16 protein-coding genes are annotated in these 19880 nt (G+C 65.3%); 12 read left to right on the forward strand and 4 right to left on the reverse strand.

Features of this window, described 5'->3' with window-relative positions; translation table 11 throughout:
* Positions 1–26: 26 nt before the first annotated feature.
* Positions 27–1091, reverse strand: a complete 1065-nt coding sequence (gene wecB, locus ACFQ50_RS20055) for a non-hydrolyzing UDP-N-acetylglucosamine 2-epimerase (protein ID WP_377997383.1) — start codon at positions 1089–1091, stop codon at positions 27–29.
* A gap of 56 nt (positions 1092–1147) precedes the next feature.
* Positions 1148–2305 carry a glycosyltransferase gene (locus ACFQ50_RS20060; RefSeq protein ID WP_377997384.1) on the reverse strand — a complete coding sequence of 386 codons (1158 nt, stop codon included), beginning with the start codon at positions 2303–2305 and terminating at the stop codon, positions 1148–1150.
* Positions 2306–2360: 55 nt separating this feature from the next.
* On the opposite strand from ACFQ50_RS20060, the gene ACFQ50_RS20065 reads away from it, so the two are divergent.
* The 3 genes from ACFQ50_RS20065 to ACFQ50_RS20075 are packed head-to-tail and all read left to right on the forward strand — an operon-like array spanning position 2361 to position 5666.
* Positions 2361–3467, forward strand: coding sequence for a glycosyltransferase (locus ACFQ50_RS20065; RefSeq protein ID WP_377997385.1), 1107 nt, complete (start codon positions 2361–2363; stop codon positions 3465–3467).
* Positions 3468–3502: 35 nt separating this feature from the next.
* The gene (locus tag ACFQ50_RS20070) at positions 3503–4624 is read left to right on the forward strand and encodes a glycosyltransferase (RefSeq protein WP_377997386.1); all 1122 of its coding nucleotides are present in this window, start codon (positions 3503–3505) and stop codon (positions 4622–4624) included.
* 37 nt (positions 4625–4661) lie between these two features.
* Positions 4662–5666, forward strand: a complete 1005-nt coding sequence (locus ACFQ50_RS20075; RefSeq protein ID WP_377997387.1) for a hypothetical protein — start codon at positions 4662–4664, stop codon at positions 5664–5666.
* Positions 5667–5707: 41 nt separating this feature from the next.
* On the opposite strand, the gene ACFQ50_RS20080 is transcribed toward ACFQ50_RS20075, so the two are convergent.
* Entirely contained in the window at positions 5708–7516 is a 1809-nt protein-coding gene (locus ACFQ50_RS20080) for an ABC transporter ATP-binding protein (RefSeq protein ID WP_377997388.1), read from the reverse strand.
* A 178-nt stretch (positions 7517–7694) separates the two neighbouring features.
* Between ACFQ50_RS20080 and ACFQ50_RS20085 the strand changes: the two genes are divergently transcribed.
* From ACFQ50_RS20085 to ACFQ50_RS20115, 7 genes are all read left to right on the forward strand, one after another.
* Entirely contained in the window at positions 7695–8660 is a 966-nt protein-coding gene (locus tag ACFQ50_RS20085; protein WP_377997389.1) for a hypothetical protein, read from the forward strand.
* Positions 8657–10000 carry a glycosyltransferase gene (locus ACFQ50_RS20090; protein WP_377997390.1) on the forward strand — a complete coding sequence of 448 codons (1344 nt, stop codon included), beginning with the start codon at positions 8657–8659 and terminating at the stop codon, positions 9998–10000. The genes ACFQ50_RS20085 and ACFQ50_RS20090 overlap by 4 nt, the downstream gene beginning before the upstream one ends.
* Entirely contained in the window at positions 9997–10491 is a 495-nt protein-coding gene (locus ACFQ50_RS20095; protein WP_377997391.1) for a hypothetical protein, read from the forward strand. The genes ACFQ50_RS20090 and ACFQ50_RS20095 overlap by 4 nt, the downstream gene beginning before the upstream one ends.
* Before the next feature lie 84 nt (positions 10492–10575).
* Positions 10576–11214: a glycosyltransferase family 2 protein gene (locus tag ACFQ50_RS20100; protein ID WP_377997392.1), complete on the forward strand. Its 639-nt coding sequence runs from the start codon at positions 10576–10578 to the stop codon at positions 11212–11214.
* A gap of 4 nt (positions 11215–11218) precedes the next feature.
* Positions 11219–11629: a DUF2304 domain-containing protein gene (locus ACFQ50_RS20105; RefSeq protein ID WP_377997393.1), complete on the forward strand. Its 411-nt coding sequence runs from the start codon at positions 11219–11221 to the stop codon at positions 11627–11629.
* Positions 11629–12726, forward strand: a complete 1098-nt coding sequence (locus ACFQ50_RS20110) for an acyltransferase (protein WP_377997394.1) — start codon at positions 11629–11631, stop codon at positions 12724–12726. The genes ACFQ50_RS20105 and ACFQ50_RS20110 overlap by 1 nt, the downstream gene beginning before the upstream one ends.
* Before the next feature lie 83 nt (positions 12727–12809).
* Positions 12810–13952 (forward strand): glycosyltransferase, encoded by a 1143-nt coding sequence (locus ACFQ50_RS20115; protein WP_377997395.1) that lies wholly within the window; start codon positions 12810–12812, stop codon positions 13950–13952.
* A gap of 85 nt (positions 13953–14037) precedes the next feature.
* Here ACFQ50_RS20115 and ACFQ50_RS20120 read toward each other — a convergent pair whose 3' ends face one another.
* Positions 14038–17421 (reverse strand): GH25 family lysozyme, encoded by a 3384-nt coding sequence (locus ACFQ50_RS20120; protein ID WP_377997396.1) that lies wholly within the window; start codon positions 17419–17421, stop codon positions 14038–14040.
* Between the two features lie 242 nt (positions 17422–17663).
* Here ACFQ50_RS20120 and galE point away from each other — a divergent pair, with 242 nt between their 5' ends.
* On the forward strand, positions 17664–18716 hold the full coding sequence (gene galE / locus ACFQ50_RS20125) for a UDP-glucose 4-epimerase GalE (protein ID WP_377997397.1): 1053 nt from the start codon (positions 17664–17666) through the stop codon (positions 18714–18716).
* Between the two features lie 5 nt (positions 18717–18721).
* Positions 18722–19801, forward strand: a complete 1080-nt coding sequence (locus ACFQ50_RS20130) for an acyltransferase family protein (protein ID WP_377997398.1) — start codon at positions 18722–18724, stop codon at positions 19799–19801.
* The last annotated feature ends 79 nt before the right edge of the window (positions 19802–19880 follow it).

A 19880-nucleotide genomic window follows, 5' to 3' on the forward strand; every position in this document is an offset into this window, starting at 1 on the left:
GTCTTGATTTTAGGCGGTCTGTGGTGTCAGCTTCCGAAGGTTTGGATCAGCGCTGCCACAGTGCGTTCGGCGGCGTGGCCGTCGCCGTAGGGCGTGGCATCCGTCGCAGCCGGTGCCGGGCGCTGCACCGTGTCGGCCAGGATGCTCAGGTCCTTGCTCACCAGCACGTTCCAGCCGAGTTCCACGGTTTCCACCCATTCGGTTTCGGGGCGGATCGTCGTGCACGGGGTGCGGAGCAGGAAGGCTTCCTTCTGCAGTCCGCCGGAGTCGGTGATGACGCCGGCGCTGTTCCGGACGGCGTGGACCAGTTGCGGGTAGGCGAGCGGCGACGCAACGCGCACCGCTCCCTGCTCCAGCTCGATGCCGTGCTTGGCCGCAAGGTTGACGAGCCGGGGATGGGCCAGCAGGAAGACCGGCTTCGCCAGGCTGGCCAGGGACCCGATGATGGCGGCCAGGCGTTCCGGGGAGTCGGTGTTGTCCGGCCGGTGGATGGTGCAGACGTAATATTCGCCCGGAGCCGCGTCGACAGGCAGGGGCTGGTCACCGCCGTCGAGCAGGTCACGGACCTTGAAGAGGACGTCGGTCATGACGTCGCCCACCAGGACGGTCCTCTCGGCGAGGCCTTCGGTGGCGAGGTGCTTGACGGCCACTTCGGTGGGGGCCAGCAGGAGGTCCGCGCTGTGGTCGGTCAGGACGCGGTTGTGCTCCTCGGGCATCCGGCGGTTGAAGGACCGCAGTCCTGCCTCGAGGTGCGCGACGGGGATGTGCATCTTGATCGCGGCGATGGCCGCGGCGAGGGTGGAGTTGGTGTCACCGTAGACGAGGACGCAATCCGGGGCAGACTGTTCCAGGATTTCCTCGAGTCCGTGCAGCATGGCACCGGTTTGGGCACCGTGCTTTCCTGAGCCAACGCCAAGGTTGAAGTCCGGTGCGGGGATGCCGAGGTCGCGGAAGAACACATCGCTCATGAGCTCGTCATAGTGCTGGCCCGTGTGGGCGATCAGGTGTTCGGCCTGGCCCTCCATGGCTGCCGCAATCGGCGCAAGTTTCACAAACTGGGGACGTGCGCCAACGACGCTGAGAATTCGCATGGGTTCCAGTTTAGTTGCAGGCAGCGCAGATTTCCGCCCGGGCGGCCTGCGTACCGTCAGGACCGGGTAAAGACGCCGGCCCGGGCGCGCAGCCGTTCCGTCAGGTAGTGCCGCAGCACTGAGTCCCGCGACAGGATCGCCGCGGGGCTGGCCGGGACGAGGTCGCCCAGACGGCCGGCGGTCCGGTGGCGTTCGACGGCGGTGCGCAGCGACTGAAGATCGGCCGCTGCGGCGGCTGCCTGGGTCAGTTCCGCGTCCCGGCGGCTCAGCTCGGGCAGGCTGCCGCCGGCAAAGGCGTACAGCCGCGAGGACATATTCGCCCAGTACGCACGCTCCGCCTCGTTCCACAGGGCATCGTCCGGGACGCCGGAGGCGCCGGCGCGGCGGAGCAGCGCGCCGATACCGTGGACGCGCAGGACCTTCAGTGCCACGGCGCGCCGCTCAGCCAGTGGGGCTTGCTGCAGCCAATCGGTCGCCAGCAGCCGTTCCAGCCACGTGAATTCGTCCGCCAGGTTGCTGAGGGAACTGGTGACGCGGCCGGCGCCGGAATCGTCGGTCTGGTGATAGGCGGGGGTGCCGTAGGGGTAGCAGACGGGGCCTGAGCGGAACCATAGCTTCAGGGCTGCCTCGATGTCCTCGCCGGTCCGCAGCCCTTCTGCGTACCGGAAGCCGATGTCGGTGAGGACGGAGCGCCGGAGCAGTCCGTATGGCACGCTCCTGTATGCCAGCCCGTCCTTGAGGGGATCCAGGACGGCCGGCTTCGAGGGCCGAATGCGGGGGGCCGGCAGGATGGTTCCCTCCGGCGTGCGCAGGGGAGCGATGACTACGGAGGCCCCGGCCGGCTGGGCGGCCTTCCACCAGGCGGCCAGTGACCCGGGTTCCAGATGGTCATCCGAGTCAACGAAGCTCAGATACGTTGCCGTGCTTGCGTCCAGCGCACGGTTGCGGGGTCCGGCGGGGGACCTGACGCCGTCGTCGCACGTCAGCCAGGTGACGCCGTCGAACTCAGAGCTGGCTGCTGACCCGGCGCCGGATTCAGACCCCGCGCTGACCATCCCGGCGTCGGCGCCGAGGTTGTGCAGGACCACCGTCACCCGGAGCTCAATACCCAGCCGGGACAGCTCCGCGCGCTGTGCCAGGGCGGAGCCGACAGCGCGTTTGAAGGGTCGTTCTACATCATGGACGGGAATGACCACTTCGATGCTCTGGCTCATGGGGGTGTGCGTGCTCCTCGGCAAGGTTTCATTGGACCCGCGATAACCTTACTGGGTGGACAACGAAACACAGGACTCCGTGCTGCTCGACGTGGTGATTGCCGTGCACACCCCGGACCGGCCGGTGGGGCGCGCTGTAGCGTCCCTGCTGGAGGGCGGTCTGGCCGCGCAGGCCGGAGCGCCGCGGCGCCTGCGGATCACCGTGGTCTGCCACAACACGGACGTGGAGCCGATCCGGAACCGCGTGGCTCCCGAGCACCGGGGACTTGTCCGCTTCCTGCACTACGTGGACGGCATCAAGAGCCCGGCAGGTCCCTTCAACCACGGTATTGCCGAAGCAAGCGGCACCTGGGTGGCCATCATGGGCAGCGATGACTCCGTTGAGCCCGGCGCCCTGGCGCAGTGGGTGGAGGCCGCGGAACGCGACGGATCCGACGTTCTGATCGCCCCAATGGCCCATGCCGGCGGCGGGGCAATCCGCACCCCCGTGGTCCGGCGTACCCGGCGCGGCCACCTGGACCCGGTGGCGGACCGCCTTACCTACAGGACCGCGCCGCTGGGCCTCATGCGGCTCTCACTGGTGCGGGGGCTCGGCCTCACGTTCCCGCCGACCTACGCCACGGGGGAGGACCAGTCCTTTTCCGCGAAGCTGTGGTTCTCCGGCGCGAAAATCAGCTACGGCAGGGGCCTGCCCCGCTACCTGGTGCACGCCGATGCAGCCGTCCGGGTGACCCACACTCCGCGCCCGGTCACAGAGGACCTGGCCTTCGCCACCGACCTGGTGCTGTCCGAGTGGTTTGCGGAGCTTCCGCAGCGCGCCAGGGAAGCGATCGTCACGAAAATCATCCGCGTGCACGTCTTTGGGCATGTCCTGCTGCGCGCCGAGGCAGGAACCTGGGACAGGGACGATGCACGGGAGATGGCCCAGGAGCTGCGGAAGCTGCTGTTCCGGGCGCCGCACGCTGCCCGCCCGCTCTCGCTGGCGGACCGAAAACTGCTGGACGCCGTAGCGCGCGAGGAAGCGGACGTGGACGTAATGAAGTCGCTGGCCCAGGCCCGGCGCCGCTTTGTCAGCCCGCAGACGTGGGTGCCCCGCGACGTCACCAGGGTGCTGCACCCGGAAGCCCCCTTCCGGTTCATGAGCGCCTCAGCCCTCGTATAGGCCCCCGCATAATTCCCAGACAGCCAAAGGAACACATGAAGATCCTGGTAGTTGCCACGTGGTATCCCCATGACGAAAACCCCACCGAGGCGCCCTTCAACGCCGAACACGTGGAAGCCATCCGTGGCAGGGGACACGAGGTGCGGGTGGTTCATGTGAGGCTCGGACGCGCGCTCGGCATGCCCGGGAAGGCATCCGGACTGTGGGAGGGAACGCCGGTGCGGCGCATTGCCGCCGATCCCGGGCGCCCCTTCACCCTCGTGCAGTCGGCACGGATGCTGGCGCAGGAAATGGCCTGGGCGGACGCCGTCCACACCATGGCGTTCTCCTCCATCCTGGTCACCATGCTGCCATGGGCTGCCCGGACCTTTGCCGGCCGGGGACGGGCCTGGGTGCACACGGAACACTGGAACGGCGTGGTCAACCCTGGGAGTGTTTCACCCCTGTGGGAAAAGCTGGCCGGAGTCCGGGCGGTCCTGCGGCTGCCCCATGTGGTCACCGGCGTTACCGGACAGCTGACCGCGGAGATGCAGCGCTTTGCCCGGCCGGGAGCCGCGACGGTGGTGCCGTGCGTGGTGAAGGGGCCGGACGCCGTCGTCCCCGCATCATTTGGGAATCCGCTCCGGCTGGCTGCTGTCGGGGGACTGGTTGCCAGGAAGCGTCCGCTGGAAGCGGTGGACACGATCGCCTGGCTCGGGGACCACGGCACCGAGGCCCACCTGACCTGGGTGGGGGACGGGCCGCTGCGGGCCGCGGTCGAATCCCGTATTGCGGAGCTCGGCCTGGCTGACCACGTGACGCTGGCTGGATCGGTCCGGCCTGCCGAGGTGGCCCGGCACCTGTCGGCCGCCGATCTCTTCTTCCTCCCGACGGCGCAGGAAAACTTCTTCACGTCGGCAGCCGAGGCCCTTGCTGCCGGGCGCGCCGTCGTTGCAACCCGGGTGGGAGGCTTCAGCGACTACGCCGACGCCTCAAACAGCAGGCTGGTGGAGGACGTGACACCGGAGTCGCTGGGACGGGCCGTGCTGGAGGCGCGGGACGCGTTCAAAGACGTGTCCGCAGAGGACATTGCACGCCCCATCCGGAACAGATTCTCACCCGAGGCCGTGGGTGAGCTGTTCGACCGTGCCTACACGGCGGCGCTGGCACGTGCCTGAAAACCGACCAGCCAACGAGTCAGGCGAGGGGAAATTCTTGAGGTCCGAACCCAGGGTTCTGCAGTTCAACGACTGTGCCTTCGTGGCCCGCAACATGGTGCGGGCCGCGGCGAGGGCCGGCATCGAATGGGCCTACATGCCGCCGGAGCAGGTCCGGCCGATGACCGCTGCCCCGAAGAACCCGGTCCTTGCCCGGGCGCGGTTCGTTCCCTTCGTCGCGCGCCGGGCGCTCCGGCTCCGCGCGGCCGAGGTTGTGCATGTCCACTACGGAACGAGCGCACGGCTCCTCCGGGAGCGCGGCATGCCGCGCAGGCCGTACGCGCTCACCCTTCACGGGACCGATATCCGCAAGCAATGGGTCGATCCGCAGTTCCACGGCGAGATCCAGCAGGCGATCGACGGGGCCGCCCACGTTTTCTTCGCCAACAACGACACCGCGGAGAACGCCCTGCGCGCCCGGCCCGATGCCGAGTTCCTTCCTGCCCTCGTGGATGCCGCGGCGCTGCCCTCGTGGCACCCTGGCGGGCGCCCCTCCGTTCTTTTCGTCTCGCGGTGGGATGACGACAAGGGCGTGGAGCGGCAGCTGGAGCTGGCGCGAAAGCTCAGCGCCGCCGTCGGAAGCCGCGCAGAAATCCTCGGCCTCAACTGGGGGCCTGGCGCCGAAGCCGCGCGCCGGAACGGGGTGACCCTGCTGGAACGGATGCCGCAGGATGACTTCCACAAGATCATGTCGCAGGCGCACGTGACCATTGGCCAGGCCACCAACAACTTCGCCACCAGCGAGTTCGAGGCCCTCTGCATGGGTGCCCCGCTCGCCGCCCTGGGGTCCCGGCTTCCACGGCCCGACGACGGGACCACGCCGCCCGTGATCGAGGGAACCGATGAGGACGTGGTGGAGCAGGTCGTGGCGGCTCTGGATGATCCTGTTGCGGTCACCAAGCGGCTGGGCGGACGGGAATGGGCGCTGCCCCGTTATGACGCGGCGGCCTTTGTGCCGCGCCTGACGGAGCTGTATGCGGGAATCGCGGCCGGGAACGTTTAGCTGCCGGCTGCGGTGAGCAGCCGGCAGCTGCCGGCGCGCTGCTAACTGCCGGCTGCGGTTGCTCCGGCGGGGGAGTGCAGTCCGGCAAGGGCTGCCTGCTGGGCAAAGTCCGGGTTGGCCTGGACAACCTCGTCGAAGGTGCCCTGCGCGAGGATGGTGCCTTCCTTCATGAAGCACACCTGGTCGTTGTTGCGGATGGTCGACAGGCGGTGCGCCACCGAGATGACGGTGATTTCGCCGTGCAGCTCGCTGATGGCCTGGGCCACAGCCGCCTCTGTGGCGGTGTCGAGTGCGCTCGTCGCCTCGTCCAGCACCAGCACGAGCGGATCCATGTACAGCGCACGGGCGATTCCGAGGCGCTGACGCTGGCCGCCGGACAGTGCAAGGCCCCGTTCGCCGACCCGGCCGTTGATGCCGTCCCTGCGGGACTCGATGGTTTCCAGGAGTTGGGCGCGCTGCAGGGCGGTGCGAACGCGATCTTCGTCGATGTCGTTGCCCCAGGTCAGGGCGACGTTCTGGGCCACCGTGCCGTCGAAGATGGCGACTTCCTGCGGCACGTAGCCTACGCGCTTCCGCCAGTCGGCCAGCACATCCTCCAGGGGGACGCCGTCGAGGGCCATGGTTCCGGCTGAAGGTGTCAGAAGGCCCAGGAAGATATCGATCAGGGTGGATTTGCCGGCGCCCGACTGTCCCACCACACCTATGGACGAGCCCATGGGCAGCTGCAGGTTGATGTTCTGGACGGCAGGCTGGCCGGCGCCCGGATACGTGAACTCCACGTCATGGAGTTCCAGCATTTTCGGTTCATGCCGAATAGGAGTCTTACCCAGCTTTTCCGCGTGCTTGCGGAATTCGGCGGCATCCTTGATGTCGCCCATCACGGTCTCGGTGTACGGAAGTGTGGACTGCACCACGGTTATCTGCGATTGCATGGCGGTAAGTGCGGGAACCATCTTGAAGCCGGCCAGGCCGAAGATGGCCACCGATGACATTGCCGCCTCAATGCCGCCGATCAGGTAGCCGACTGTGCCAATGAGGAGGAAGCCGCCAATGAGGGCCATGTCGATCACGAACTTCGGGACCGCGCCCATGAAACGGATATTCGAGCGGGACCGTGCGGCCGTTTCACGGCTTTGCATCACGATGCCGCCAACCTCATCCGCCTTGTCCCGGAGCGTGATCTCCTTCAGGGCCGCAAGCATCTCGGAAACCAGGGTGGACATCCGCATGGCGGCGTCCCGGTTCACCTTGCCGGCTTCATAGGATTTTTTGGACAACCAGAGGTAGAGGAAAGCGGCAATGGCGCCAAGGTAGATGAGGGTTGCCAGCGCGGTCTGCCACGAGGCGCCGATAAGAACGACCAGGACGGAGACAAAAGTCAGAGCCATCGCCGGCAGGGTGACGGCTGGAAGCAGCACGCCGGAGACCGTGTTGGCGATACCAACATCGATCATCCGTACTAGCTCGGCTGTGGACCGCTTCATGCGCTCTGTCCACGGGGCCCGGATGTAGCTCTGGAATAGCACCGTGCCGATCTCGAGTTCATAATCGGCGAATTTCCTGGTGGAGACCCATTGCAGCCAGATGTTCAGCACTGACTTCAGGATCATCACCATGGCTGATCCGACGAGCAACAGCAGCCCAAACTCCTGACTCATGGATCCGATCAAGGGCAGGCTCATTTCCCCGCCCTTGAGAATCTGGTTAAGGACGAGGGCAAACACGCCAAGGGCGGCTGCGTCGAGAAGCGCAAGAACCGCCGACAGTACACCGAACAGCAGGAGGAACCTCCGCGCATTCTGTGGCAAAAGCGGCAGCAGTTCGCGCATGATGCGGCGCAGGTGTCTCAAGAATCACTCCAGAACGGAAGGGGAAGAGTCTTTCCAATACTACGCGCCACGGCTTGGCGGGGCTGTGCTGGCGACGCCGCACTGCCTCGCTAGGGGGCACACGGTTCGCCGGATTATTGCGACGGGCCGCACCCGCCGCGAATCGCCCGCGCCGGGTCTCAATGAGAGGATAAAAGGCATGAGCGACCAAATCCGTGTTACCCAGCTGTTCGACTGTGCCGACGTCGGTAAGACAATCGTGAGGGCAGGGGTCAGCCACGGAAAGCCCTGGAAGATAATCCAGGGTCCCTGGACCAGGGGCGGAACAAAGGCCGCGTATTACCGGTTCCGGCTGGAGCAGGCAGCGGCCTATCCGAGAACCCAGCTGTGGCACGTGAACATGGGCGGCAGGGCCAAATGGGCACGCGGACTATTCTCCCGTCCGTACGCGCTCACCCTTCACGGGACAGACATCCGGGAAAACTACTGGCAGGACCAGCACCACGCAGTGATGAAAGGCGACATCGACGGCGCGGGGCACGTGTGGTACATGACTCCCGACCTTCGTGACAAGGCTGAAAGTGTCCGTTCAGATGCCGAATACTTCCCCATTCCGGTCGAGCCGGATGAACTGCCAGAGTGGTGCCCTGCGGCCAGGCCCCGCGTGTTCTTCCCCTCGCGCTGGGATGCGTCGAAGGGCGGCGACCGCCTGCTCGAGGTGGCGGCGGATGTGGTTGCCGCGGTTGGACACAGCGGCGTTGACATTGTTGGGCTGGACTGGGGTGACCGGGCTGCCGAAGCGGCCGGCCTGGGAATCACGCTGTTGCCCAGGATGCCCAAGAGTGAGTTTCTCCAGGAATTGGCCAGCGCTCATGTTGCGGTAGGGCAGGTTGCCGGAATTCTTGCCACCAGCGAGCTTGAGGCCTTGGGGATTGGCGTTCCGGTCGTCGTCGCCGATCCCGTGTCCGGATACCCGGATGACCTGGCCACCGTGTCCGTCGCCAGGGCCGACGTCGGTCAGGCCGTCCTCGAATCGCTAAAAGATCCGCAGGCGCTGTCCCGGCAACTCGGCGGCCCCGCCTACGTGCGCCGGAACCATAGCGCCGAAGTCATGCTGCCCAGGCTCGAGGCAGGCTACGCCAAAGCCCTGGAGAACGCCCGATGAACAAGCCCCACCTGCTCTACATCGCGTTTGCCTTTCCGCCCAGCACCGCATCGTCGGTCTACCGCTGCACGGCGGTAGCCAATGCGTTCGCCGAGGACGGCTGGGATGTCACGGTCCTCACTGTCGACCCGCAGGTCTGGTCCCAGATTTCGGGAGTCGATGCGAAGCTGGCGGAATCTGTCCACCCAGGCATCCGGATCGTCGCAGTGAACGACGGCGGTGCGGAAGAACCGGCAAAGGGAGACCTCCGGCGATACTCGCGGTTCAGGATTGAGGCTCCCTACCTGTGGAAGGACGCCCTGCGCCGCCGCAGCCGGCGGAACTTCCCCGAGGACTTCCACGGGGCGTGGCTGAAGCCCGCCAGCGAGGCCGCCCGGCGCATTCATGCGGAAAAGCCAGTCGACCTGGTCATGGCGTCGGCCAGCCCGTACGTGGCATTTGGCGTTGCCCGGGCGCTGGAAGGCGTTCCGTATGTCATGGACTACCGCGACGCATGGGCTTTCAACACCATCTCCGGGGCCGAAGACTTCACCCCGGACAGCACGGTGGGGCAGCGCGAAGCGGAATATCTCCGCGAGGCCGCGCAGGTCTGGTTCGTCAATAGCCAGATCAGGGACGAGTACGCCCGCCGCTACCCCGAGTCGGCCCACCTGATGCGGGTGGTGGCCAACGGCTTCGACCCCCAGCCGGGCCACGCCAGGCCGGCCGTGCAGCCTGCGGAACGCCCAAGCTTTGGTTACCTCGGCACGCTGCAGTACGTGAATATGCCGCTGCAGGAATTCCTGGACGGGTGGAGCGCCGCCTTCGGTCCGGACAGCCCGCAGGCGGAGGCTGTGTTCCGCGGGAAGCTGAGTGCTTCCGGGGCGGCAGGAGCCGAGATTCTCGAGATCTTTGGAACCGGGCGCCAGAACGGACTCCGCTACGACGGGCCGATCTCCAAACGCGATGTTGCCGGGTTCTACGGCAGCATGGATGCCCTGATTCTCCTGTTGTCCAGCGGCAAATACGTGACCGGCGGCAAGACGACTGAGTACCTGGCCACCGGACTGCCGATCGTCTCCGTGCACGACATGGAGAACGCAGCCACGGACCTCCTTCGGGCTTATCCGTTGTGGTTCCCTGCGAAGGAGCTCACCCCTGAGGGGATATCCAATGCGCTGCGTGATTGCGCACAGGCTTTGCAGGAGCCGGACGAAAAGCGCTGGGCCGCTGCCTGGGCCTACGGCCAGCAGTTCCTGCGCAGTACGATCCTGGAGCCGGTCATCGCCGAGCTGCGGGAAATTGCAGGGTGCGGCGCGGGCAATCCGCAGCCGGCCACCGAAGAAAGGAGCCAGGCATGACTTCCGCCAAACCCCTGCACGTAAGTATCGTCGTCGGCCGCAGCAGCCACCCACAGGCGGTCATTGATGATCTGTGGAACCGTGCCTTGGGAGCCGTTGGTCAGCATGCCGGCCAGATGACAGGGACGGCAGTCTACGCGTATGACGGCGTGCCAACCGTCACGGCCGGAGACGACCGTCTGACGGTGGTGCCGCTGGCGAAGCCCCGCGGCAGCCGGTTCGCCTCGCTAGTGTCAGCCGCCGCAGGAAAGCCCGGCCCGGCCGGTGTTGCCGGACGGCTTCTGAGGGACAATCTCGAGTCCAGGCGCCTTGCGCGGACCCTCGCCGGCCGTGTGGACCTTCAGGAAAAGTTCCGGAGCTCGGACGTTGTTGTGGCCGCTGACCTCACCGCAGACCGCTCCGTTTGGCATCTGCGCAACAACACAGGTGCCGGCCTCGTTCACGGCCCTATCGCCATGCTGCATGCACTCCGGGAGACACTGCGGAAGTGATCGTCCGTCAGGCTTGCCGATGAGTCCGTGGCATGTCGCCTGTGGAATACTTGACGGGTGAGTCGAACCTGGATAGTCATACCCATGTACAACGAAGCGTCCGTCGTCGGTACCGTCATCGAGGGGCTGCGGAAGGAATTTCCGCACGTTGTTTGCGTTGACGACGGCAGCACCGACGGTTCGCAGGACATCGCCCGCCGGGCCGGCGCCGTGGTTGTCCAGCACCCGGTAAACCTGGGCCAGGGTGCGGCCCTGCAGACAGGAATCGAGTATTCGCTGCAGGACCGGCAACTGGACTGCATCGTTACTTTCGACGCCGATGGCCAGCACCGCGTCGTTGACGCGCTGGCCATGGCCGACCGGATCCGTTCGGGCGAGGCCGACGTCGTCCTCGGGTCCCGGTTCCTCGATGACCGCACTAAACTCTCACCGCTGAAGCGGCTGGTTCTACGGACGGCCGCGGTGCAGTCCCGGATGTCCACGGGCATGGCCCTGACGGACGCCCATAACGGCCTTCGTGCGTTCAGTCCCAACGTCGCCCGGAACATCAATCTGCAGCAGAACCGGATGGCCCACGCCTCCGAGCTGATCCATCAGCTTGCCGAGATGAATCCGCGCTGGGTGGAGCACCCGGTGGAGATCATCTACACGGACTACTCGAAATCCAAAGGCCAGTCGTTGCTGAACTCGGTCAATATCGTCGCTGACCTCTTCTTTAGGTGAAATTGTGCAGATCATTGTCCAGGTAGCACTCGTCCTTGCCGTCATCATTGTCTCGCTTGCACTGATGCGAGGCGGCTCCAACGCACGGCACCTCGCCATCCGCCGTATCATGCTGGTTCTCTTCGCCTGCCTAGCGGCGCTCTCGATCTTCTTCCCTGAACTGCTCACCCGCGTGGCCAGACTGCTTGGCATCGGCCGCGGAACGGACCTGGTGCTCTATGGCCTCATCGTGAGTTTCCTGGTCTTCATGGCAACGACTTACCAGCGGTTCCGGCACATGGAATCTACTCTCACCAAGCTCTCCCGAAGGATTGCCTTGGACGAGACCCCGCAGCCCGGCACTGACGGGCCCCTTGAGCGCAAGGAAGCGGAACCTGACCGGCGCCTGACCCCACCGGCGCACGGAGGACAGTAGTGCCGGTTCTGTCCGGCACAGCCCACGCCGCGGCCTCGGCTCCGGAAACGGCGCCTCCACGCGAATACGGCCTGGACATTCTCCGGGTCGTGAGCATCTGCGGTGTGGTCGCGATCCACGTATTCGGCTACATGCTGGGCCGGGCGCCGCGCGAGAGCCGGCCATGGTGGATCGCTGTAGTGCTGGACGTGAGCTGGATCTGGGTCGTTCCCGTCTTTGTGATGATTTCCGGGGCGCTCATGCTCGGTTCCAGGATGGTGGCGGAACAACCGGGCCTGTTTTACCGGCGCCGGGCAACGCGGCTCATTCCCGCGCTCGTCGCGTGGAACCTGATGTACCTCATCGGAGTGCGCATCTGGATGCGGGGCGAGGACCTGACCCCGCGGCGGACTCTTCAGTTGCTGGTCGATGGCTCGGTGTTCACGCAGCTGTACTTTCTCTGGCTTATCGCCGGGCTGTACGCGGTGGCCCCCGTGCTCGCCGGATTCCTGCGCGGAGGAGGTGAGGCCCGGGCCGCGAAGGCGGCGGCTGCTTTCCTTGCCGCGACAGTGCTCTTTTACATGCTTCCCGGCGTACTCGGCCTTTTCGGCGTATCGAGTCCGGTCCGCCTCAACTTCCTGACGCACTGGATGCCGTACGTGGGTTACTTCCTGGCCGGATACGCGTTGCGAAATGTGCGCCTCACCGGGTTTAAGCTCACAGTGACCGCCCTCGCAACTGCGGCTCTGATAGCCGGAACGGTGTGGCACTACGGCAACAAGGGAGAGATTCGCCTTCTGGATGCCGTTGTTTCAGTCTCCTACCTTGGGGTTGGAGTGGCCTTGGCAGCGCTGGGCGTATTCGTGGTGACACTGTCGCTGGCCTCGAATTTGAGGGTAGGGCGATCGGGGAAGCCGCTTACGGCACTGTCGAACGCTACCTTCGGGGTCTTCCTCGTGCATCTGGTCATTTTCGAAGCCATCCGGCTACAGTTTCCGGCCGTGGCGGCCGGGATGTCGGTCAAGGCCATGGGGCTCGCTTATGCCGCCACCCTGGTGGGGAGCTTCGCGGTCTCCATCGCCGCCCGCCGGGTGCCCGTGCTGCGGAGCATCTTCTGAGCCCAAGCCGTGCCGTCTCTCAAGTGCCTTCCGCTGAGCTGTACGGCCACTTTCGGCCGCGGCTGTCTGGGATAATGAACCATATGACTGAGCTGCCCTCGCTGTTGATCCTGACCTTTTCACCTATTCGCTCGGATCCCAGGGTCCTCAAGCAGGTTGAGCTGTTCAAAGGGAAGTACCGCGTTTCAACGTGCGGCTACGGTGACGCGCCGGACGGCGTGGACAACCATTTCGCGCTGCCGGCCGATTCCCGCGGCTGGCCTTCCGACAAGCTGGGTCTCATCGCGCGCCGCTATCCGCGCGTCTATAACGGCCTGACCGCCGTTTCGGCTGCACGCCGCGTTCTTCCGCGCGGGGAGTTCGACGTTATTCTGGCCAACGACCTGAACACGCTTCCGCTGGCGATGGAACTTCAGCCCCGGCTGGGCGTCCACGCCGACCTGCACGAATTCGCCCCGCGTGAAAAAGAGGATGACCTCAAGTGGAGGCTATTCGTGGCACCGTTCATGCGCTGGCTCTGCCGCCGCTATCTGCCCTTGGCCGAATCCGTCACCACCGTATCCCAGGGAATAGCGGACGAATACACGAAGGACTACGGGGTGGCCGCGGGTGTGGTGACCAACGCAGCGCCGTACTCCGAACGTGAGGTGCGCACTGTGGGCACGCCGGTCCGCCTCATCCACAGCGCTGCGGGCCAGCGTTACCGCAAGCTCGAGAACTTCATAGACGCCATGCGTGATGCGCCCGACTGGCTGACGCTGGACATGATTGTGATGCCCAATGAGCCGGACTACGTTGCCGAGCTCAAGGAGAAGGCCGCTTCGGTGCCTGCCATCCGGTTCCGTGACCCGGTGCCGTACAGCCAGCTGGTAGCCACGCTCAGCGAGTACGACGTTTCCCTCGTATTCCTGCCGCCCACGAACTTCAACCTCAAGAACGCCCTGCCGAACAAGTTCTTCGAGGCCGTCCAGGCGCGCATTGGACTCATTGTGGGCCCGTCGCCGGCGATGGTCGCGCTCGTGGAGCAGCACGGATTGGGTGCAGTGACGGCTGATTTCTCGGCGGACTCGCTGCGGAACACCCTGCACGGGCTGACGGCGGAGAAGATTTCGGAGTGGAAGCGGGCGGCAGACGCAGCAGCCCGTCCGCTCTCCGCCGAGTCGCAGGTGCTGGCCTGGCAGAAGGCTGTGGAGGAGATTGTGGCGTCCCAGACAGCGCGTGCCTGAGGCGTAGCGGCGGTACACACAGCTAAACAGAAAAGGCGGCTTCCCCGGATGTTCGGGGAAGCCGCCTTTTGTATTCGTTCGCTGCTTAGCTGGCGCCGGAGGTGGACGATACGGTGGACGCCGTTCCCACCGACCCGGCGATATAGGAGGTGCCCCACCGGCTTCCGGCCGCCACCGGGTAGTAGCGCAGCTGTCCGTCGGTCTGGACGGCCATCACGCCCTTGCTCGTTGCTCCGGCAAAGCCCGTGCTGGCGGAAAACTGACGGAACGACTGCCAGCCGCTGCCGACGGTCTTCCTGGCTTCCGAAACAAACCTGTTCGCGCCCGTGGAGCGGTAGAGCCGCATGGCGCCTGCGGTGTTGACGGCCAGCAGATCCTGCTTGCCGTCGGAGTCGTAGTCGATCATGGCCAGCTTGAGCCCTGACCAGCCGGCTCCGATGCGTACCGGGGCGCTGACGGACCGTCCGGCCGCATTTGCCCAGTAGTAGAGGGCGCCGTCGGGGCCATAGCCCACCAGACCGGGATACCGGGATCCGGAGACCCATTTGCCGGTGACCAGGCTGATCTGGGCGAAGCCCGAGGTAGCAACCGTGAAGGGCGCCGAAAACCCGCCGGACGCCGAACCCGGGTACAGGGACAACACGCCGTTGGACCTCTGGACCAGGACGTCGGCCACGCCATCGCCGTTCCAGTCAACAACGTTCAGGGACTTCATTCCAGACCAGCCCACTCCGATCTGGTAGGGGCTGCCAACAGAGGAGTTCCCTGCCGGGCGGTTCCAGAGGCCGCCGGCGGCGTCAACGGTCAGGATGTCTGCAGTGCTGGTGATGGCCCGTCCCGGGACCAGGAGCCCGCTGCCCCCGATAAGGAGACCGTTCCAGCCGGAGGGCAGCACCGACTTCGCACCGAGGGCGCCGGCCGTCAGCGGATAGTAGCTCAATTGTCCTGAGCGGTCGCGGGCCAGAAGCCCGTTTGATCCGGCGGCTGCGAAGCCCCTTGCCGCGCTGATGCTGTTCAGGGTGTTCCACCCGCCCGCCAAGAGCCGGCGGGCTTCGGAAACCAGCGTTCCTGTTCCGCCGGAGCGGTACAGCGTCAGCCGGCCCAAGTAGTCAACTGCGACCAGGTCCTGGTTGCCGTCGCCGTCAGCGTCCGTCATCGAGACGTCGGTCCGCGCGAAGCCGGAGGCGAGGGTGGTCGCAGGGGCGAGCGCGCCTCCGGAGGGGTTCGCGTGGAACTGGAGCGAGCCGTCCGCACGGCGGACCACAACGCCGGGATATTTGGCGGCTTTGAGCCACGGGCCGAAGGTGACATCGGCTCCGGACAGACCCGAGGCGAGAACGGTCCGTGCGGCAAAGCCTCCGGCTGCCAGCCCGGTTTGTATTCCGAGTACGCCGGTGGTGCTCAGTGTGGCCAGGTCCTGGATGCCGTCGGTGTTCCAGTCGGTGACGTGGACGGACGCCAGCCCGGTAAAGCCGGTGCCGATCCTGACAGCGGTCCCCAGCGTTCCGGCACCCGAGCTGCGTCGGTAGAGGTTGCCGGCAGCATCAACGGTTACGACGTCGGAAGCCGAGGTGATTGAAGGTGTCGCGGCCGGCGGCGTAGGGGTGGCCGTGGCGACGTTGATGGTTTCTCCGCCGGCGATAAGGTAATTGTTCCAGCCCGTCCCGATGGCGGTGACCGGGCCCCAGGCGGAGTTGCCGGGCACCGGATAGTAGTAGAGCTGTCCGCTGGTGTTGCGGGCCATGAGGCCGTTCGTTGCGGCCCCCTTGAAGTTCGTGGTGACCGTGACGCTTGTCATGCTGTGCCATCCGCTGCCGATGGTCCTGCGGGCCTCGGCGACGAAGAGCCCGCTGCCGTTCGTGCGGTAGAGCAGCATCTGGCCGGCCGGGTTCTGGGCCAGGATGTCCTGGTTGCCGTCACCGTCAAAGTCGATCATGGTCAGGTTGAGCCCGCCCCAGCCCTGGGCGATGGCTGTTCCGCCGCTGACACCGGCACCCGAGGTGTTCTGCCACAGGCGCAGCACGCCTGAGTCGTCACGGCTGATGATTTGCGGGTAGTAGCTGCTGTTGTACCAGTAGCCCACCGTCAGTTGGTAGTTTTCCCAGCCCGACGCCGCGAGCACCGGGCCGGCGGCAAACCCGCCGGCGGCGTTTCCCAGATAGACATTGACCCGTCCCGTGTTCCACTGGGCAACGAGGTCAAGAACGCCGTCAGCGTTCCAGTCGATGGCGTTGATGGACCGCAGTCCGCTCCAGCCGACGCCTATCTGCTTGCGCGTGCGGAACGTCCCGCTGCCTGTCGCCGGATAATCCCAGAGGATGCCCGAAGAATCCGCCGCCACCACGTCGCCCAGTGATGTGATGGAGGGCGTGGGCACGGTGCCGTCGGCCGTCGCGGCAAACTTTTGCAGGCTGGCAAGCGTTCCATTCCAGGCATTGGAGTCGCCGGCGAAAGGCCCGGTGGCGCTGTACTGCCAGACACTGTACGTACCCCAGCCGTTGGGCATGGATCCCACGTAGCGGGAATAGGAAGCCAGATGCAGCGGCTGGCGGCTGAAGGCGCCGGAGTTGCCGGTGCACTGGGTCCACCAGTCGGTGGTCGTGTAGATCATCGGCAGGCGCCCGGTCCTGGCCAGCACCCTGTTGGAGAAAGCCGCGATCCAGTTGACCATCGCTGCCTGGCTCATGTTGTAGCAGGTGTTTCCCAGCGAGGGGTAGGGGTTGTACTCGATATCGAGAAGCGGGGGCATGGTTTTTCCGTCGCCGCTCCAGCCGCCGCCGTTGTTGACGAAGTAGTCAGCCTGGGCTGCGGCCGTTGAAACCCCGGGAAGGGCAAAGTGGTAGGCCCCGTGAATCAAGCCAGAGTCCAGCGCGCCACCGTACTGGGCCCCGAAGTAGGGGTTCTTGTATGTGGTTCCCTCCGTGGCTTTCACATAGGCAAACCGTGCCCCCATGCTGTACTGGGCCGCCCAGTTGACAGCTGTCTGGTGGCTGCTGACGTCCAACCCCTGCACGCCGGGTGCCATCCACGTGTTGGCCGCTTCGGTGGAGATCGCATTCAGGGACGATGCGGTGGACTGCTTTGCGAACGTCGCGGCCCGGCGCTTGACGCCCTGCCCGAGGTAGGCGCCGTCTTTTCCGATCTCGGCGCGCAGGGCAGCCATGTCGATCTGGCCGGGGTCCTGCTGTGGAACGGTTTGGCTCGGTTGGGCCGGGTTTAGGCTCTGGCCCGGCGCCGCTGACTGGGAGGGAACAGCAGCTGGCGCGTCCGGTGGGGTCTGCATGGGCGACGGGGAGTCCGCCGGCGTCTGGGGGGTTGCCGGATCCGCGGGGGTGGGGGCTGCCTGCGCGGGAAGGCCGCCGCCGAGGCACAGCATCATGGACAGGAGCGCTGTGCCGCCCAGGAGACCAATGCGCTTCACCTTGATGGTGAGAGCCGCGGAGATTTTGTTATTTGGGGAACACTGCATGTAATACTCCGTAGCCTTCAAATTCCGGGCAGAGAGCCGGCTCATGGCTGACGTCCTCGCCGTCTTGACTCCCAGCACGCCGGCGGCGGTACAGGCGGCCCATCCTAGCACTGAAGATGCTCATGTGACCAATGTGACCAATGTGATGCTGGCCGCACCGTCCGATGCGCCTCTTCCCACTCTCCGGGCCGGGGACGTGACTTAGTTAACGGCGTTGCCGCATCCCGCCTAAACTGATGGCCATGAAGGTTTTGGTTACCGGCGGCGCCGGCTACATCGGATCACACACGGTTCTTTGCCTGCTCGAGGACGGGCACGACGTCGTCGTGCTGGACAATCTCATGAACTCGAACATCGAAGCAGTGCACCGCGTCGAAGAGCTCACCGGCAAGAAGGTGGAGTTCCGCGAGGCCGACCTGCTCGACGCCGGGGCTGTCGACCGGGTCTTTGCGGAAGGCGGGTTTGAAGCCGTCATCCACTTCGCTGGCCTGAAGGCCGTCGGCGAGTCCGTGGCCAAGCCGCTGTGGTACTACAAGAACAACGTGGTGGGCACGCTCAACCTTCTGGAGGGCATGGAGAAGGCCGGTGTTCGGCGGCTGGTCTTCAGCTCGTCGGCCACGGTCTACGGGGCTTCGGAGCATGTTCCCCTGATCGAGAAGTCGCCGCTGGACGCGACGAATCCCTACGGTAGGACCAAAGAGCAGATCGAAGACATCCTGTCGGACCTGAGCGACGCCGACCCGCGGTGGAGTATCGCGCTCCTGCGCTACTTCAACCCCGTCGGCGCGCACGAGTCAGGGCGCATCGGCGAAGACCCACACGGTATTCCCAACAACCTCTTGCCCTTTGTTGCCCAGGTTGCGGTGGGTCGCCGTGAGAAGGTCATGGTGTTCGGCAACGATTACCCCACACCCGACGGCACGGGGGTCCGCGACTACATCCATGTCATGGATCTCGCGGCCGGCCACCTGGCCGCGCTTAACTACCTGCAGACGAAGACTGGCTCGTTCCGCTGGAACCTTGGCACCGGACGCGGATCGTCCGTCCTGGAAGTGATCGACGCCTTCGGCGCCGCGGCCGGGCATCCGGTTCCTTATGAGTTTGCACCCCGGCGGCCGGGGGACGCGGCCGTGAGCTACGCCGACGCCTCTGCAGCCTTGGCGGACCTGGGATGGTCCGCGCACCGTGACCTGGCCCAGATGTGCGCTGACCACTGGCGCTGGCAGAGCGCTAACCCCTTCGGCTACGCCGGCGCAGAAGCGGCTGAACCGGTAGCAGCCTCAGGCACGCCCTAGTGTCCATGGAGCCAAATTACGGACACGTCTCGAACCAAGGGCGCGCTCACGAGGCCAATCCACGGGGGGAAGTTGGGGAGGGCAGGCGGCCCATTCCTGGCCGTTCCGGCGCTGTGGACTTTCTTCGCGTTCTGGGGATAACCGCAGTGGTTGCCGGGCATGTAACAGCGTGGGCCGGCCCACTGACCCGGGAGACGCTCTACCCGTGGCATGTGCCCTTGTTCTTCTTTCTGTCCGGTTACTTCTGGTCAGAAAACAGGACATTGACGTCTGAGATCAGGAACCGTGCAAAGTCCCTGCTGGTTCCATATCTGTTTTGGCTGGTTGTTATCGGGGCCTGGTGGATTTCCCAGCTGGATGATGTCGGGTTCTCCACGCTCAGCAGGCTCATTCAGGGAGGATCTCGCCTTACCGGCCCGTTTGCGGCGTTCTGGTTCGTCACGGCGCTCTTTGTGGCAGTAGTTCTTCTTCGTGCAATTCAGCGATTCCCGCAGTGGCTTCAATGGGCCGTTGCGCTGGGTGCCCTTGCGGTTACCTACGCCGACAGCAATTTGGTCGCCAAAATTCCCTTGGCTGCGGGAATCGGTTGCACCTGCGTTGTCTTTATTTTGGCAGGGCGGGTGTTCAAGAGACTCCGGAGTCGGTTGATGCGGCCGTTGCTAATTGGAAGTCTTCTGCTCCTGGGAAGTGTGTGCGCGATCCTGGCGGACTGGTCGTCGTACTTCGACCTCAAGAATGCCAAGCTCGGAGTTCCTGTAACAACTGTTGTTGTCGCCATTGCTATCTGCGCCGGGATGGTGCTTGTTGCCGAGACTCTCGTTCCGCTGGCCGGCCCGCGGTTTGCCGCCGGGGTAACCCTGCTGGCCAGGTGTGGTTTCCTGGTTGTTCTCACGCATGCACTTCTACTGATTGTTCTCATGCAGTGGGGAGCGGAGCCTTGGCTCGTGTTTTCGGGGTCACTCGTCATACCTTGGCTTCTCGCCGTGCTCGTCCTCCGTACGCCGCTGGCCCCGTTGATGCTGGGCACGCCCAGGGCAGGAAAGCCGCGCTCGATCCAACCGGATCCATTGCCCGGTCGGCCCTAGGCTTATCCACATACCCGGGGTCTGTGTCTTGGCTCACGGGACAGCATCCTCTAGCTTTAACCCAGATGTACTGCCTCCG

This window comes from Arthrobacter sp. NPDC056493 (assembly GCF_042795115.1).
Taxonomy (GTDB): domain Bacteria; phylum Actinomycetota; class Actinomycetes; order Actinomycetales; family Micrococcaceae; genus Arthrobacter.

Bases quoted from the DNA above. Each gene is read 5' to 3' on its own strand.
- wecB (WP_377997383.1), bottom strand. From the start codon at position 1,091: ATGCGAATTCTCAGCGTCGTTGGCGCACGTCCCCAGTTTGTGAAACTT.
- ACFQ50_RS20060 (WP_377997384.1), bottom strand. From the start codon at position 2,305: ATGAGCCAGAGCATCGAAGTGGTCATTCCCGTCCATGATGTAGAACGA.
- ACFQ50_RS20070 (WP_377997386.1), top strand. From the start codon at position 3,503: ATGAAGATCCTGGTAGTTGCCACGTGGTATCCCCATGACGAAAACCCC.
- ACFQ50_RS20085 (WP_377997389.1), top strand. From the start codon at position 7,695: ATGAGCGACCAAATCCGTGTTACCCAGCTGTTCGACTGTGCCGACGTC.
- ACFQ50_RS20090 (WP_377997390.1), top strand. From the start codon at position 8,657: ATGAACAAGCCCCACCTGCTCTACATCGCGTTTGCCTTTCCGCCCAGC.
- ACFQ50_RS20095 (WP_377997391.1), top strand. From the start codon at position 9,997: ATGACTTCCGCCAAACCCCTGCACGTAAGTATCGTCGTCGGCCGCAGC.
- ACFQ50_RS20100 (WP_377997392.1), top strand. From the start codon at position 10,576: ATGTACAACGAAGCGTCCGTCGTCGGTACCGTCATCGAGGGGCTGCGG.
- ACFQ50_RS20115 (WP_377997395.1), top strand. From the start codon at position 12,810: ATGACTGAGCTGCCCTCGCTGTTGATCCTGACCTTTTCACCTATTCGC.
- ACFQ50_RS20120 (WP_377997396.1), bottom strand. From the start codon at position 17,421: ATGCAGTGTTCCCCAAATAACAAAATCTCCGCGGCTCTCACCATCAAG.
- galE (WP_377997397.1), top strand. From the start codon at position 17,664: ATGAAGGTTTTGGTTACCGGCGGCGCCGGCTACATCGGATCACACACG.
- ACFQ50_RS20130 (WP_377997398.1), top strand. From the start codon at position 18,722: ATGGAGCCAAATTACGGACACGTCTCGAACCAAGGGCGCGCTCACGAG.